Origin of the sequence: Nitrosopumilus sp., assembly GCF_025698945.1 — an archaeon.
Taxonomy (GTDB): Archaea; Thermoproteota; Nitrososphaeria; order Nitrososphaerales; family Nitrosopumilaceae; genus Nitrosopumilus.
In genome coordinates this window covers 626037-642172 of record NZ_JAILWM010000001.1, presented here as the reverse complement: position 1 = coordinate 642172, position 16136 = coordinate 626037, and the positions used below count along the sequence as shown (strand labels likewise).

At 37.5% G+C, this 16136-nt stretch carries 13 protein-coding genes and 2 rRNA genes; 8 read left to right on the top strand and 7 right to left on the bottom strand.

The features are described from left to right. The first annotated feature begins 273 nt into the window (after positions 1 to 273). Together K5790_RS04070 and K5790_RS04065 are read left to right on the top strand one after the other, a co-directional pair. On the top strand, positions 274 to 1125 hold the full coding sequence (locus tag K5790_RS04070; protein ID WP_297592629.1) for an arginase family protein: 852 nt from the start codon (positions 274 to 276) through the stop codon (positions 1123 to 1125). Beyond that, positions 1118 to 2689: an aldehyde dehydrogenase family protein gene (locus K5790_RS04065; protein ID WP_297592627.1), complete on the top strand. Its 1572-nt coding sequence runs from the start codon at positions 1118 to 1120 to the stop codon at positions 2687 to 2689. Before K5790_RS04070 ends, K5790_RS04065 begins: the two co-directional genes overlap by 8 nt. Here K5790_RS04065 and K5790_RS04060 read toward each other — a convergent pair. Beyond that, on the bottom strand, positions 2671 to 3522 hold the full coding sequence (locus K5790_RS04060) for a proline dehydrogenase family protein (protein ID WP_297592625.1): 852 nt from the start codon (positions 3520 to 3522) through the stop codon (positions 2671 to 2673). The genes K5790_RS04065 and K5790_RS04060 overlap by 19 nt on opposite strands. Before the next feature lie 93 nt (positions 3523 to 3615). Next, on the bottom strand, positions 3616 to 3669 hold the full coding sequence (locus tag K5790_RS10770) for a hypothetical protein (RefSeq protein ID WP_367182857.1): 54 nt from the start codon (positions 3667 to 3669) through the stop codon (positions 3616 to 3618). Between the two features lie 134 nt (positions 3670 to 3803). Here K5790_RS10770 and K5790_RS04055 point away from each other — a divergent pair, with 134 nt between their 5' ends. Beyond that, positions 3804 to 4133: a helix-turn-helix domain-containing protein gene (locus tag K5790_RS04055; RefSeq protein WP_297592623.1), complete on the top strand. Its 330-nt coding sequence runs from the start codon at positions 3804 to 3806 to the stop codon at positions 4131 to 4133. A gap of 251 nt (positions 4134 to 4384) precedes the next feature. Here K5790_RS04055 and K5790_RS04050 read toward each other — a convergent pair whose 3' ends face one another. Next, positions 4385 to 4891, bottom strand: coding sequence for a hypothetical protein (locus K5790_RS04050; RefSeq protein ID WP_297592621.1), 507 nt, complete (start codon positions 4889 to 4891; stop codon positions 4385 to 4387). Positions 4892 to 4997: 106 nt separating this feature from the next. On the opposite strand from K5790_RS04050, the gene K5790_RS04045 reads away from it, so the two are divergent. Then, positions 4998 to 5123, top strand: coding sequence for a hypothetical protein (locus K5790_RS04045; RefSeq protein WP_297592619.1), 126 nt, complete (start codon positions 4998 to 5000; stop codon positions 5121 to 5123). Between the two features lie 122 nt (positions 5124 to 5245). On the opposite strand, the gene K5790_RS04040 is transcribed toward K5790_RS04045, so the two are convergent. Together K5790_RS04040 and K5790_RS04035 are read right to left on the bottom strand one after the other, a co-directional pair. After that, positions 5246 to 6151, bottom strand: coding sequence for a TFIIB-type zinc ribbon-containing protein (locus tag K5790_RS04040; protein WP_297592616.1), 906 nt, complete (start codon positions 6149 to 6151; stop codon positions 5246 to 5248). A 153-nt stretch (positions 6152 to 6304) separates the two neighbouring features. Next, complete coding sequence (locus K5790_RS04035) at positions 6305 to 7162, bottom strand: hypothetical protein (RefSeq protein ID WP_297592614.1); 858 nt, start codon at positions 7160 to 7162, stop codon at positions 6305 to 6307. Positions 7163 to 7344: 182 nt separating this feature from the next. On the opposite strand from K5790_RS04035, the gene K5790_RS04030 reads away from it, so the two are divergent. Further along, entirely contained in the window at positions 7345 to 7698 is a 354-nt protein-coding gene (locus K5790_RS04030; RefSeq protein ID WP_297592613.1) for a hypothetical protein, read from the top strand. Here K5790_RS04030 and K5790_RS04025 read toward each other — a convergent pair. Then, positions 7695 to 8990, bottom strand: a complete 1296-nt coding sequence (locus tag K5790_RS04025; RefSeq protein ID WP_297592611.1) for an aminotransferase class III-fold pyridoxal phosphate-dependent enzyme — start codon at positions 8988 to 8990, stop codon at positions 7695 to 7697. The genes K5790_RS04030 and K5790_RS04025 overlap by 4 nt on opposite strands. 375 nt (positions 8991 to 9365) lie before the next feature. Between K5790_RS04025 and K5790_RS04020 the strand changes: the two genes are divergently transcribed. Together K5790_RS04020 and K5790_RS04015 are read left to right on the top strand one after the other, a co-directional pair. After that, positions 9366 to 10836, top strand: a 16S ribosomal RNA gene (locus K5790_RS04020). 147 nt (positions 10837 to 10983) lie between these two features. Continuing rightward, positions 10984 to 13973: ribosomal RNA gene (locus K5790_RS04015) — 23S ribosomal RNA — on the top strand. Together the 16S and 23S rRNA genes form the textbook arrangement of a ribosomal RNA operon. Positions 13974 to 14160: 187 nt before the next feature. On the opposite strand, the gene K5790_RS04010 is transcribed toward K5790_RS04015, so the two are convergent. After that, on the bottom strand, positions 14161 to 14838 hold the full coding sequence (locus K5790_RS04010) for a hypothetical protein (protein WP_297592609.1): 678 nt from the start codon (positions 14836 to 14838) through the stop codon (positions 14161 to 14163). A gap of 171 nt (positions 14839 to 15009) precedes the next feature. On the opposite strand from K5790_RS04010, the gene K5790_RS04005 reads away from it, so the two are divergent. Continuing rightward, entirely contained in the window at positions 15010 to 16134 is a 1125-nt protein-coding gene (locus K5790_RS04005) for an ATP-binding protein (protein WP_297592607.1), read from the top strand. Positions 16135 to 16136: the final 2 nt, after the last annotated feature.

The following is a 16136-nucleotide window of genomic DNA, read 5'->3' as shown; positions in this document are numbered from 1 at the left end:
TTCATACTATTTCATTCTTGAACTAAAATATAAAATCCCTTTGAAGCAACACAAAATAGTTGGTTAGAATTCTAATCTCCAACGGCTTTGTCAGATATGTTAAATGCTTTCCATTTTTGTTACAATATTTAGGCTGGCAAAAATAATGATTTAAAAGAAAAAATGCTCATCTTAAACAAGAAATTATCATCTTGAAAGAATTATTGAATAATTTGGAAAATAAAATATCCAAACAATGAGAAAACTTAGAAGAGCAATAAGACAAGTTATACTATGGAAAAAATTTCTTGGGCAAATAAAGAGAATTTTGAAGATGCAGAGTTTGTTGTCATAGGCATACCTGATGAATCTCAATCTCATGCACTAAGAAGGGGAACAGAAGAGGCGCCATCTAGAATTCGACAAATATCTAATCAGAGAGACACCTATTCAAGAGAAGATAAAATCATACTCGGAAGACCAACACATGGTACTGAAAAAAATGTATACGATTACGGTGATATCACAAGAGACCAAATAGAATCAGTCTATGAGAAGATTTCTCAATCAAAGATACCAATAACTATTGGAGGAGATCACTCCTTGACAAGTAAAATAATTAACACAATAGCAAAACATAGAGGAAAAATTTCACTTGTTTATTTTGATGCACACCCAGATTTTGTTAGTTCCTCTACAAATTACTATGGTTCTGTGGTAAATGATGTTTTATCTAACATCCACATAGATTCAAGCTTGGAGATAGGTATTCGTACTCCAGAACAAGAAGAGTTAGACAACATAAAAAAATACAATTTAGAAATCATCACTCCCATAGACATTAAAGAAAAAGGAATCAAAAGTATTGCAAGGAATATTTTAGACAAACTTGGAGACAGAGTCTACATTTCATTTGACATGGATTGTATAGATCCATCATTTGCACCAGGTGTATCTGTTCCTGTACCTCTGGGTATTGACAGCAATGATGCCGTATATTTATTACAAAAAATTGCACAAAGAGGTATTGTAGGTATGGATATCATGGAAGTTTGTCCCAGCTTTGATGTAAAGGATAGAACATCGCACTTAGCATCAAGGTTAATTGGAGAGGTTCTGTATTCCTCGGAGACTCAAAATGGTTGAATTTGAAAATGAATTCACTTGGGGAAATGCAGTATCACAAAATACAGTTGATAAATTCCATGACTTGTTTGAAAAAGCAATAAAACAGGTAAAGTCCAACTTTGGAAAAAAATACCCAATGATAATTAATGGAAAAAAGATATTTTCAGATGATTGTTTTAAAGTAAGATCTCCTGCAGACACAAATCTAGTTCTTGCAGAATTCCCAAACTGTACTGAAGAAAATGTACTTGATGCTGCAAATAGTGCAAAAGCAGCATTTTACAAGTGGAGTGTCATTCCATACCAGGACAGAGTAAAGATATTTTGTAATTGTGCAGATGCCATGTCTAAACAAAAATTCTATCTTGCAGCATCCATGACTTTTGAGAACGGAAAAAATAGGATAGAGGCAATGAATGATGTTGATGAAGCAATAGACTTTTTGCGCTTTTATTCATACCAACTAGAAAAAAACGAAGGATTCTGTAAAAAAACACCTCATCCTAATCCTAGAGAAAAAACTATGACAGTGCTAAAACCATATGGGGTATGGGGAATAATTGCTCCCTTTAATTTTCCATCTGCAATAGCAATAGGGATGACCACTGGTGCATTAATTACTGGTAATACTGCAGTGCTAAAGCCTGCTAGTGCAACACCCCTTTCATCTTACTTTTTTGTAGAGAATTTGTTTGAGCATGTTCCTGCAGGCACAATAAATTTTGTAACCGGAAGCGGTTCAGTTGTTGGAAAATCACTTGTTGAAAATCCCAACATCGAAGGAATTGCTTTTACAGGATCACGTGATGTTGGAGTAGCAGGAGCAAAAAAATTTACAGAAAAAAATCCAAAACCATTCATTGCAGAAATGGGAGGTAAAAACCCAGTAATTGTAACTAAAAATGCAGATCTAGAAAAAGCAGCAGAAGGGGTAATGAGGGCAGCGTTTGGATATGGAGGCCAAAAATGTAGTGCCTGTTCTAGAGTATATGTTCAAAAAGAAATTCTAAATGAATTTACTGAAAAGATTTTAGAAAAAACAAAATCACTAAAAATTGGAAAGCCTTGGTTGCAAGATTCATTTTTGGGTCCTGTAATAAACAAAGAAGCAGTAGACAAATTTGAAAGATCTGTCGAGATGGCAAAAAAAGATGGCAAGATAATTTTTGGCGGAAATATTCTAAAAAATTCTGATTATGACTCGGGATTTTTTGTTGAACCAACTATTGTAACTAATCTTCCAAAAAACCACAAATTAATTACCGAGGAATTGTTTTTGCCATTTCTGTGCATAGACACATATGATGACTTTGATGATGCGATAGATCTTGCAAATAATACAGAGTATGGATTAACAGCAGGAATATTTTCTGAAGACAAACAACAAATTGATGAATTTTTCAAAAAGATTCAGGCAGGAACAGTATATGCTAATCGTGCATCCAGTGCAACTACTGCAGCTCTAGTTCAAGCTCAGCCCTTTGTTGGATGGAAGGCATCAGGAACAACTGGAAAAGGAGCCGGAGGGGAAAATTATTTGCAGCAGTTTTTGAGGGCGCAAACTCAAACCTTGTGTGACTGAATAAAGGAGTTTCCAAGAAGCAAAATATTCCGCTTTCTCTCCTTTAGCCTCCTAATGGAGTAAGGAAGCCAATTTGTACCATAAGGGATGTAGTCAGATACTACAAATCCTTGTTTTACTAGTTTTAGTTTTAATTCATCTCGTACTCCTTTTAGAAACTGAAATTCAAACTTGACATCATTTTCTTGTGCTAGTTTTACTGCTAGATTGATTAGAGTAGCGTCATGTGTGGCAATTCCAAACTCATTTCCTGTTTCAAACAACAGTCTCATAATTTTTTCATAGTTAGAATCTACATCTTGCTTTGTTGTAAACGCAATCTCCTCATCTTCTTTGTATGCCCCCTTTACTAGACGGATTTTTGCACAGTGCTTAATCAAATCTTTAACGTCATTTAATGTTCGTTTAAGGTTGGCTTGCATAGCAATCCCAATTCTCTCATATCTTGAGAACAAATCATAATACATAACAAGCGTTTCATCCGTATGTTCTGAGGACTCCATATCAATCCATACAAAAACATGCGATTTTGTTGCAGTCTTGATTATGTCTTCAAAGTTTTTCAAACATTCTTTGTGAGAAATAGACTGTCCAAGCTGTGTCGGTTTTATGGAAATGGCTCCTCGGATCTTCCATCTTCTAAATGAATTGATGATTTCATTATACTCTGTAATTGCTTCATCAATTGGTTTTTGTTCTGTATGATATTCTCCTAGTTTGTTGACTATTGCGTGTCGTCCATTATCATAAGCAATCTTGGCCGATTTTAAAGCATCTTCGAGTGTACTTCCAGCAATCCATTGTTTAGCAAATCGGAATAACACTTTTTCCATTAGTTGAGTTCCAGAAACCAAATTTGATCTTAACCCATGTAGTACAGAATTAGTATTATCTATTTCTTAAAAGTTTGAAATGTGATTGAGATCTTAACAATCAACAGATATTAAAATCATCATTGCAATTGTTTGAAATTCAGGGATTGCTGATGTATCTGTTATTTCAACTATATGCCTACTAGAAGTGAGTTTGAACAGTTATTGAATATCTATACGTTTTAGAATTATGTGTGTTTTTTGAATAGATTTATTTATGATTTTGACTATATTATGTTTCAATGTTTGTAGAACAAACACAACAAAAAGAATGTCAACTAGATGTTGAACATATGTCATCAGTATTATGGATTCTTGCGGATTCATATTGTCGTAAAATACTTGAAACCATAAAGGAAAAACCAATGTCATGCGTAGAGATTAGCATAGAGACAAAAATCCCCATAAGTACAGTTTACAGACGAATGCAGGAATTACAAGACCAAAAACTAGTACATACAAGCGGAAGTATTACTGAAGATGGGAAGAAATACTTTCTATACAAAAGTAGGGTACAGGCAATACATGCAACATTTGACGGTAAATTGGAACTAAAGGTTACTCGCAAATAATCTAAAATTCTTTGGAAATTATATCCTATTTGACTATGATTTCATGTCACTACAGTTAGTTGAATTAATATTTTTACTTATACAACTAAAATGCATGAGGATGGCTATGCCTGATTCAATTTTTGTAAACTCTTCAGTCTATTTTTCCTGGAATTTCTTCGATAAGTCACTCCTTTCCAAACTGGATGAGTTATTTAATTAAATTCGTAGAGTCAATATTCATGATAATCTCTTCGGAATATTTTTAAAAATTATTTCTTCTTTCTACTCTTTTGTGCTTTTTTGATATTTTTTTGTCTGGCTCTTTGTTGCTTTTTTGTTGGTTTGTCCTTTTCAGGAATATTTTTTCTTGGTTTTGCAATAAAAATACTGCCTTTAGATTTTTTAATTGAACCTCTTAAATTTTGTAAGACTTTCTTTATTTTTGAAATATTTGTTTTCAAGTACCCATTTTCTACATATGCATCTTTTTTGCTGATTAACCATGAATGAGTTGCCCAACTCCCACTAGAGCGTTTTCCTGCAATTCTTAGAGTATGTCCTGTTCTTCCTACATCATGTATACGAAATGCTGTGAATTCAGATTTTGGTCTAACAATAATTCTATAATACTTTGCATTTTTACCTGTTCCTGGCTTCTTTCTTGATCTTCCTTCGGGTTGACGAAGAGATCTTTGATGAGAAGTCATATCTTGCCAAGCTTTTTGAGCCTTCCTAATATTTTGTCGTGATGCTTGGATTTGTTTTTGCGTTGTCATACAACTATTTACAAATGTATACTATATCATGATGAATTAGCAAAATAGCTGAAATTATTGTAATTAGCTTAGTGAATATTATTAGATAATACGAATATTGGTAATTATGAATGTTAAAAAAACGTCATCTGTAGAAGAACTTCAAAAAATAATGAAAGCAAAACTAGATGATGGAAAAAATGTTTCAAGAAAAAAAATAAAACGATTGATGAATGATTTTGTAAATTCATAAAAATATTTATGATTACAAACTTGTATCAAAAAATTCAACAAGAGTGTCGGGATTTTGATTAATCAGAGAAAAATCTATTTAGGATAAAATTCCTATGATGAAATGTCATTTGTTTGTAATAATCATCTAATTTTAATCAAAAGTGCTTTTTTGAGACCACTGCATCTGTTTCTTACTGTTACCTCAGTGATTCCTGCAGCGTCTGCAATTTCTTTTTGAGTGGTGCGATCCCCTTGATCAATACTTGCAAGATACAACGCAGATGCTGCAACCCCCATTGGGTGTTTTCCTGCAAGAGCGTTTTCTTTTTTTGCTTTGTTAAGAATTTTAATTGCATTTCGTTTTACTTTTTCTGATAAATCCGCACCGCTTGCAATTTTTGAAATACACGAAACAGAATCAACTACAGGCATCTTTAATTCCAATTCTCTAAATATCACTCTATAACAGACGGTAAGATCTTTTCTTTTTATGCCAATAGATGTTGCAACCTCTTTTATCGTTCTAGGAGTTTCAGATTCGCGACATGCTGCATAAAGCGATGCTGCAATAACGGACGCAATGGAACGTCCTCTAATCAATTTCTTATCTAATGCTTTTCTGTAGATATATGCTGCCTTTTCTATGATTGCCTCAGACAAAGATAGTTTGTCTTTCATTTTTAGTAATTCTGCTAGTGCATTTTGGAGATTCCTGTCTTTGCTGGTTTTAGTTTTGCTCTGAGAATCTAGTTTTCGAAGCTGTTTGAGTGAGGATTTCATAGAAGATGATAAAACATGTCCTGAAGAGTCTTTGTTAGAAGAATTAATCATCGTGCTAAGACCACGATCATGACTAGTTAGTGATGTCTTGTTCCCTGTATGAGATTTGTTTGTAGAAGAATTTGTAAATGTTCTTTCGGGTCTGCTATCAAAAACACTTTCATTAATTACCATACCGCATTTTGAGCAGAATACTTCGTGGGAATCAATATCAGTCATCAAAGAATCTTTGCCACATCTAAGACATTTTTCTTTTAGCATAGACATGATAATGCTCCGGATTTTATTTTATTCACAGTATAACTTTCCATGTTGGGGTATTGTTATCCCAGCACCTGTTATAAAACCATCGATAAGAATAGACAAACAAGATCACAGTTGCAAATGAGTAAAAAACTTGTCAATCATTAAAATTCAAAATTAATTAGTACACATTTTCATGTTTTTAGACATTGTAATTAATTGTGATTCCAGTTTTTTGGGACTTGCAATATAAAAATCAGCATAAAAATGACCATCATCCTCAAATTCATCAGTATCCAAGTTATTATCATGCAAAAGAGATAATGTCTTGTATTGCTCGTCCAAGTCTGAGAATCTCCTTTGACGAATTGGTTTTATGTCACTTTTTATAATAGAATAGCCATATTCATCAAAAGTTTTTTTAATTTTTTCCATATCAAAAATTCTTAAAACTGAAAATGCAAATATTGGCCATTGATTTGGGTTTGAGGAAAAGTTAGATTGCTGTTTTTTGATCAGCTCAAAGAGATTTGAGAATGCCTTGTATCCAATGTATCCTATACAACCAGTTGCAATAATCATATCTGAGCGAGGTATTTCTTTTATTGGCAGATTTCCAGTCTCTAAATTAACACATATTCCTTTTTTGCATAATTTGACATCTTCGGAGAATGTTAAAGCAGGCTCAGATATGTCAATTTGATTAAAACTTAATGTGTTATCGGTAGGAAGTTCTTCAAAGAATTGCTTGGTTTGTTCTTTAGATGGTGATGTTTTTAAAAAAAACTCATCCAGATCAGACATCTTCAAATCATATTTCATTAATGCTGCATTAATTCCATATGAACTACCAATATCTAAAATTTTAATTACTCTTGAAAATTTTTTGTAAAGTTGTTTTGCAAGAGACATGTAGAGAGGTTTGGTTTTATCAGGAATTCGGTAATCTAATTTTTTCATTTCTTTAAGATATGCATCAGGAAATTTTTTTGTGTAAATATTTGTAAAATCTTTTTTTACTTCCAACTCTTCCATATTGACAAAATATTATCATAGGACCAGTTATAAAACCACCTGTGAAATTTAGGATTATCAAATAATGGTGGGTTCAATTTGACAAAACCCATAGGATTTTTCCAAATGGATAACACCTCTGTATGAATTATTGTTTGTATGCCCTAAGATAGGCTTAATTCTGATTAGAAATTATTTTTGTTGTGTCTGAAATTTCATTTCTAGCGCAAAAAGTGTTTGTTCATAGATGGCCCCATGATCCGCCATTGTGGGGAAATGACACAAAAGATGACATTGATAAATCCATTAACAAAAATCCTCAAAAAAAGAGAGTAATCATCAAAGAAAATACAGTACAAATTCAAGACACAGAATTTCACACTCTAAAAAAGATTGGAATATCAGTCCCGTTCTTCAATGATGAGTTTAGAATGATCTTTGAATCCCAGTTTGGGCAATTCTTTGCACATGTTCACATTACAATGAATGAGGATGATTACTTGGAAATATTCAATAAATTAATTGCTTGGAGAAAAACAAATTTTCCAGAATCTTAGAATTCTTCAGATGCCTTTAGCATTTTCTTGATGTCATCTTTAGTATGGGCATCAGATATTGCACCAAGTTTTCCAGGCAAAAAGAATATTCCATCATGTGCAATTAATTTGAAATGATATTTCTGCAGCATGGAACTGTCGCATTTTGCAGCCTGCACAGAGTTTGTAATCTCTGTTATCTCATCTGAAACAAAATGAGTCATAAACAATGAGCCCTTACCAGTAACAATTACTTTGCCATCAAATGTCTTTGTTAATTCCTTTCTAGTATATTTCCCCAACTCATTAATTTTAGAATAGATTGATTTTTTTGATTTTAAATGACTAAGTGTTGCAAACCCTGATGTCATAGAGGTTGGATTTGCAGAAAACGTTCCGCCACCAACATAACTTCTCTCTGATTTCTTCTTGCCTCTAGTGTCAGCATATTCCATGATCTCTTTTTTGCCACACATTACACCAATTGCCATTCCGCCACCAACAATTTTTCCAAGTGTGACAATGTCAGGATCAAGATTCATGGTAGGATACAAACATCCAAATCTAAATCGAAATCCTGTAACTATCTCATCTAAAATAAACAATGAATTATTTTTCTTGCAAAACTCTTGTATTCCCTTTAGATAATCTGCAGTTGCAGGAATACATCCTCCGCCGCCTAAAACTGGTTCTACGATTACACCGGCCAAGTCCTTTGAATGCCTTGATAGTATCTCTAATGATTTCTCCAAGTCATTGTATGGAATTGATACAATCTGCTCCTCATTAATTACGCCACTACTTTCAGATTCAGAAAATGGCCAGTTTACTGATTTTAGCAAATCCGATGTATATCCATGCCATCCACCATCAATCTTTGCAATAATTTTTTTACCAGTTACTGAACGTGCTAGTCTTACTGCATACATTGTAGCTTCAGTACCTGATGTAACATAGCGAATCTTTTCAGCTACTGGAACGTTTTTGGAAATTAATTCAGATAATGATATGGTCTGCTCATTTACAGTTCCATACATCCAACTCTTCTCAATTTGTTTTTTGAGTGATTCTTTGACTTTTTTTGGACCATGACCTAAAATCAAACTCCAGTGGCCCATCCAGTAATCTGTGTATTTGTTATTATCAACATCAACTAAATTTTTTCCAGCAGATGATTTTACAACAAATGGATATGGTTCATAAAATCTTATGTTATGAGAAACACCATTAACATGTAACTTTGCAGATTTTGAAAATAACTTTGCAGATTTTTTTGTCTTTTTCTTGTATTCTTTAGTATAGTCCAAAAGCAATTGAACAAGATTAACTCATCCATTTTAAGTATCAAAAGTGCTCTAAATTGACCTTCTTTTGTGCGTAACCTGTGCCTAAGGGGGGGGGGGGGTAAAAATTTTCTTGTAATTTTTTCAATAAATCATACCGATCAGGCATAAAATCACGCATGGTTTATATGGTTTCTACATTCTTCACCTTCTGCATACGTAACGCAATAGGCGGCGCTTGTGATGAAGTATGGTATTATGCCATTTTGTGATTCATGGGCCTCCAGTTACGCATACAAAATGAGGATCTGATCAAATGATCATTTCTGAAATGTGAAGATTATGTGCATCCGTCAATTCCAATTTAGTACAACATGTACTTCAATAATCAAAATTAATGATCAGAATCCGGTTGATCCTGCCGGACCTGACTGCTATCGGATTGATACTAAGCCATGCGAGTCATTGTAGCAATACAAGGCAGACGGCTCAGTAACGCGTAGTCAACCTACCCTATGGACGGGAATAAACTCGGGAAACTGAGTATAATGCCCGATAGAACATTATGCCTGGAATGGTTTATGTTCCAAATGATTTATCGCCGTAGGATGGGACTGCGGCCTATCAGTTTGTTGGTGAGGTAATGGCCCACCAAGACTATTACAGGTACGGGCTCTGAGAGGAGTGGCCCGGAGATGGGTACTGAGACACGGACCCAGGCCCTATGGGGCGCAGCAGGCGAGAAAACTTTGCAATGTGCGAAAGCACGACAAGGTTAATCCGAGTGGTTTCTGCTAAAGGAACCTTTTGCCAGTCCTAGAAACACTGGTGAATAAGGGGTGGGCAAGTTCTGGTGTCAGCCGCCGCGGTAAAACCAGCACCTCAAGTGGTCAGGATGATTATTGGGCCTAAAGCATCCGTAGCCGGCTCTGTAAGTTTTCGGTTAAATCTGTACGCTCAACGTACAGGCTGCCGGGAATACTGCAGAGCTAGGGAGTGGGAGAGGTAGACGGTACTCGGTAGGAAGGGGTAAAATCCTTTGATCTATTGATGACCACCTGTGGCGAAGGCGGTCTACCAGAACACGTCCGACGGTGAGGGATGAAAGCTGGGGGAGCAAACCGGATTAGATACCCGGGTAGTCCCAGCTGTAAACTATGCAAACTCAGTGATGCATTGGCTTGTGGCCAATGCAGTGCTGCAGGGAAGCCGTTAAGTTTGCCGCCTGGGAAGTACGTACGCAAGTATGAAACTTAAAGGAATTGGCGGGGGAGCACCACAAGGGGTGAAGCCTGCGGTTCAATTGGAGTCAACGCCAGAAATCTTACCCGGAGAGACAGCAGAATGAAGGTCAAGCTGAAGACTTTACCAGACAAGCTGAGAGGTGGTGCATGGCCGTCGCCAGCTCGTGCCGTGAGATGTCCTGTTAAGTCAGGTAACGAGCGAGATCCCTGCCTCTAGTTGCCACCATTACTCTCAGGAGTAGTGGGGCGAATTAGCGGGACCGCCGCAGTTAATGCGGAGGAAGGAAGGGGCCACGGCAGGTCAGTATGCCCCGAAACTCTGGGGCCACACGCGGGCTGCAATGGTAATGACAATGGGTCACAAATCCGAAAGGAAGAGTTAATCCTCAAACATTACCACAGTTATGACTGAGGGCTGCAACTCGCCCTCACGAATATGGAATCCCTAGTAACTGCGTGTCATTATCGCGCGGTGAATACGTCCCTGCTCCTTGCACACACCGCCCGTCGTTTCATTGAAGTGAGCTTTTAGCGAGGTGACGTCTGATTGGCGTTATCGAACTTGAGGTTCGTGACAAGGGAAAAGTCGTAACAAGGTGACCGTAGGGGAACCTGCGGTCGGATCACCTCCTTAGACATGGAAAGTGTACGGATGCACTAATCTTCACATTGAATCATCGATGCAATGCATCACGAAAGTGATGTATGAAGGATGTAGCGGGTCTCTGCCAGGAGACTTGCGATGATCGTCGTGCATAGTCGTGTAATATGTGGCTGAATTTGCCGGTGTAAAGACGGTAATAGGTGGATTGCTAGGCTTGAGGAGAGAAGAAGGACGTGGCAAGCTGCGATAAGCTCGGGGTAGGCGCACGCATCCTATGATCCCGAGATGTCCGAATGAGAATCTTACACTTTTGTGTATTCCAGTACACTAGTATTGGAAGTCGAACCGTGGGAATTGAAGCATCTTAGTACCACGTGGAAAAGAAATCAATTGAGATTTCCCAAGTAGAGGCGATCGAAAAGGAAAGAGCCCAAACTGAATCCTTCGGGAGATGTGGTGTTTTGGTATGATAATATGGAATCTTGGAACACAGCTGAAATGATCTGAAAAGTTCTGGCATAGCGGGTGATACCCCCGTAAGCGAAGTGTGAATAGTCCTATTCATACCCGAGTAGTTGTCCTTGGTAGTGGGCAATGAATATGGGTGAAAGTAGCATCCGAGGCTAAATATCTCTCAAGACCGATAGTGGACTAGTACCGTGAGGGAAAGCTGAAAAGTACCCCGGAAGGGGGGCGAAAAGTGCATGAAACCTATTACTTACAGACGTGCGTGGCATGGAAGGTGATTTTTTCAGATTAGAGATTCTAGCAATAGAGTTGAAGATTTGATGTTCAAATCGTCAGTGTCACGCGTTCCGTCTCGAAACACGGGCCAGGGAGCTAACTGTCATGGCAAGCTTAAACCTGTAAAGGTGGAGGCGAAGGGAAACCGAGTTCTCGCAGCATTGTGAGGAGAAGCGTGTGAAAGTGCGTTGAGTCATGGCGGCTAGGCTAGAAGCCAGTCGATCTATTCCTGAGCTAGATGAAGGCGGGCGAAAGCCCGCTGGAGGTCTTAAGACGTTCTGACGTGCAAATCGTTGTTGTGACTTGGGAATAGGGGTCAAAAACCAATCTAGACTGGCGCTCGCTAGTTCCAACCGAAGCGTCTCGCAGGGCGTGCTTTGTGGAGATAGTGTTTCCGGTAGAGCACTGATAGAGAGGCGCGGGGGAGAAATCCCTCACCTTTCATTCAAACTCCGAACGGATATACATCGTAGAAGCAAGGACACGGGTTCATGTGGCGTAAGGCTCATGACCGAAAGGGGTTTAACCCAGACTGAAGTTAAGGTCCCTAAATTTTTGCTAAGTGTCAAGCTAAAGAGCGTGTTCTCGCCAAGACAGCAGGGAGGTAAGCTCAGAAGCAGCTATCCTTTAAAAAGTGTGTAACAACTTACCTGCCGAGGGGGGATGCCTCAAAAACGGACGGGGCTAAAGCAAAATACCGATACTTTAGATAATCATCAAAGGATGATTCGTGGTAGGTTGGCGTAGTGATTGGGTCGAAGCAGGGCGGTAACGTCCTGTGGACCGGTTTCTATTGCAGATCCTGGCGGCAGTAACAGCATAGTATAGTGAGAATCTATACCACCGTAAGCGCAAGGGTTTCCAGGCAATGCGTTATCAGCCTGGAGGTAGTCGATCCTAAGGTATGCCTCAAAAGAGTATATCGAATGGGAAACTAGTTAATATTCTAGTACCTTGTATGGAGCGTTTGAGCTATATGGTTCGCTTTCGGATAAAGATTGTACAACCATCGTTGTATCTAACTATTCGAGGATTGGGGAGTGTCGTAATGACGAGAACTAGTCCGAGGTAGGAATGGCTCCGCGTTAGCGGAGTTTTCTTGATTCCAAGAGACCATGAAAGACTGTGTAGTTAGCGAAATACAAGCTCGTACCCAGAACCGACACAGGTGCGCTGGCTTAGTAAGCTAAGGTGCTACGGGTATACCGTATGGCGAGGGAATTCGGCAAATTAGTCCTGTAGCTTAGGTATAAGGGATGCCTGCAATCTTCATGAGGAATGGGGATCGCAGGTTGCAATGACAAGGGGGTTTCGACTGTTTAATAAAAACACAGGCGACTGCTAGTCCGAAAGGATTTGTATAGTCGCTGAATCCTGGCCGGTGCCGGTACCTAAAACTTGGGTTCAACCGAGCTAAGGGCCGGTTAACGCCGGGAGTAACTCTGACTCTCTTAAGGTAGCCAAATGCCTTGTCGGGTAAGTTCCGACGCGCATGAATGGAACAACGAGAGCCCCACTGTCCCCGCCTACAACCCGGTGAAGCCACATAAGGTGGACGAACAGTCCATCAACTTCCATCGGGGAGAGAAGACCCCGTGGAGTTTTACTGCAGCTTGTGCTTGTGGTATAGTAAGAATTGCACAGGGTATCTGGGAGCCATGCTTAACACTCTCCGGGGTGTTAAGAAGCAACGATGTAACACCAGACTCTTTTTGCAGTACCACTTATCCAGTGAAGACCGGAGACACGTGCAGGTGGGCAGTTCGGCTGGGGCGGCACCCCTTTGAAAAGATATCAAAGGGGCCCAAAGTTGAGTTCAAACGGGGCAGAAATCCGTTGAAGAGGGCAAAGCCAAAAACTCGACTGAATGGATTTCCAAACGCACGGAATTCATAGACGAAAGTCTGGCTTAGCGATCCTTCGTGTGCCCACTATTGGGGCCCGGAGGTGACAGAAAAATTACCCCAGGGATAACAGGCTCGTCGCGGGCGAGAGCTCCTATCGACCCCGCGGTTTGGTACCTCGATGTCGGCTTTTCCTATCCTGGTCCTGCAGCAGGGGCCAAGGGTGAGGCTGCTCGCCTATTAAAAGGGAACATGAGCTGGGTTTAGACCGTCGTGAGACAGGTCGGTCTCTGCCTGATGGAAGCGCGAATAACTGAGGGGAAGTTGCTCCCAGTACGAGAGGAACAGAGCAGCGTGGCCACTGGTTTACCGGTTGTCTGATAAGGCAGGCCGGGCAGCTAAGCCATTTAGGCTAAGTGCTGAAAGCATCTAAGCACGAATCCTATCCCGAGACAAGTTATTCTTTCGTAAGATGAAGGTCGGCAGCAGAAGACTGCGTTGATAGGAAGGTGGTGTAGATCACAAGCTTCGGCGAGTGGTGAGCCAGCCTTTACTAATAGACCAACACATCGGTTCAGCCACTTACATAGAGACTATGCGCGATGATTCATTTTTAATTCATCAAGTGGAAAAATATACACGACTTGTACGATGATTCATTTTTAATCATTCATAGCGAATGCTATGAATTATTTATTTTTGAATGCCACCTAGTGAAAACTATACACGACTAAATTTTAAAAATAAAATCTTTCATAATTTTTTCATGAAAGATTTTTTAATTTTTTATCCAACAACTCAATCTGATTTAATAAATCATAAACTATGTTCTCCATTTTTTCTGGTTTTGTATTCTTAGAATTATTGCCATCTGCCCAATCCATCATGGCCTCAAATATTGACATTATTTGTATAGAGTAATCTGCTAAATTTTTCACTGTTAGTTTTTTTTTCAAATCTGGATCTTTTGGATAAATCACTAAAAATCCTTTTTTATCCATTATGTACTGTTGATTTGATATTGCATCTCTAAAATCTTGTAAAAATAAACCTCTTATTGATCTTTTTAATTTTTCAGGATATTGCATTTTATTACAAATTTTTTTGACCATGTTACTCAAAGTTGTGTTTTCATCAAAACCCCCTTTTAGTTTATCTGGGTTGGTGATTATTTTTAAAAATAAATTAATTATGATAAAATGTGAATTGATAAATGATAATTGAGAATAAACTGTAAAGATGATCATATCCTCATAATCCTTTTCAAAAGGATCTAGTTTGATAACAATTTTGTTAATGGAATTTGAAAAAGAAGTTTGAAACTTTATGAAATTTTTAAAAAATTCCTCATCACAATATTGCTTGTTAAACTGGATCAATCCATGTTTTTCAATATCGTCTAAAATTACAGTAGTTGCTTTATAGTTAGGATCTTGACTCACAAATTTTACCCATAAATAATGAACTTAAGCATACTGCCAAAAATTACGCCATTTTGATATATTTGTGCCTATTATCTTGATTTTACCTCTAAATGCAATCACTATTTACTCTGTTATTGAAAATAACATACTATCGCTTGTATTATATCAAATAGGAAAAAACTGTAGAATATGGGAATAATTTCATCATTGAAAAAACTTGATTTGAATATTTCAGATTTGGAGGATGTTGTGTCTGATCATCTAATTGCTGCCGTAACTGATGCAGAGGGAAATATTGTATATGCAAATCAAAAGTTTTGTGAAATTTCAAAATATTCTGAAGAAGAATTAATTGGACAGAATCACAGGATTTTAAAATCAGATGAACATCCACCAGAATTTTATACAAAATTATGGAACTCAATTTCTAATGGTGAAGTTTGGAATGGCGAAATTAAAAACCGTGCAAAAGATGGTTCATTTTATTGGGTAAAAACAACAATTATGCCCATTATTGATTCCAATGATAAAATCACAAACTATGTTGCACTTAGAACTGATATCACAAAAGAGAAAGAAATTCAAGAAAAACTATTAAAAATGGAACAACAACTAATTACCCAAAATGAACAATTATTATCTGAAATCAAAAACAAAACTGAAGATTTAGTAAAATCTGAACGACTGGCCACAATTGGTACTATGGCAAGCAGAATTGCACATGATCTAAAAAATCCATTAACAATAATTCATACCTATTCTGAAATGCTTACACCTGAGATTCTTTCTAAATTAGATTCTAAGGGAAAAGAAAAATGGATTCGAATGCAGTCATCAATTTTGGATATGAATCGAATTATAGAAGATGTGCTGGACTTTGCAAAAAGTACTGAAATTAAAAAATCCCCCAATTCGTTGATTAGAATAATGAAATTGGCATTAAATCATGTTGATACTAGTTATGGTGTTAAAATTAATTTTCCTGAAAATGATGTTTCAATTAAATGCGATTCTAGAAAAATGGAAGGTGTCTTTTCTAATTTACTTAGTAATGCTGTTGAAGCTGTTAATGGTAATGGTGAAATTGATATTTCTATTTCTTCTGATTCCGAACATGTGCTAATTCAAGTCAAAGATTCTGGTCCTGGAATACCTGAAAAAGACATGGCAAAAATTTTTGAACCTATGTTTACCACAAAAAATACAGGAACTGGTCTAGGATTATTAATTTGCAAAAGCATTATAGAACAACATGGTGGTACCATTTCAGTATCCAACAAACCAACTACATTTAGTATTAAACTACCTCTCTGAAT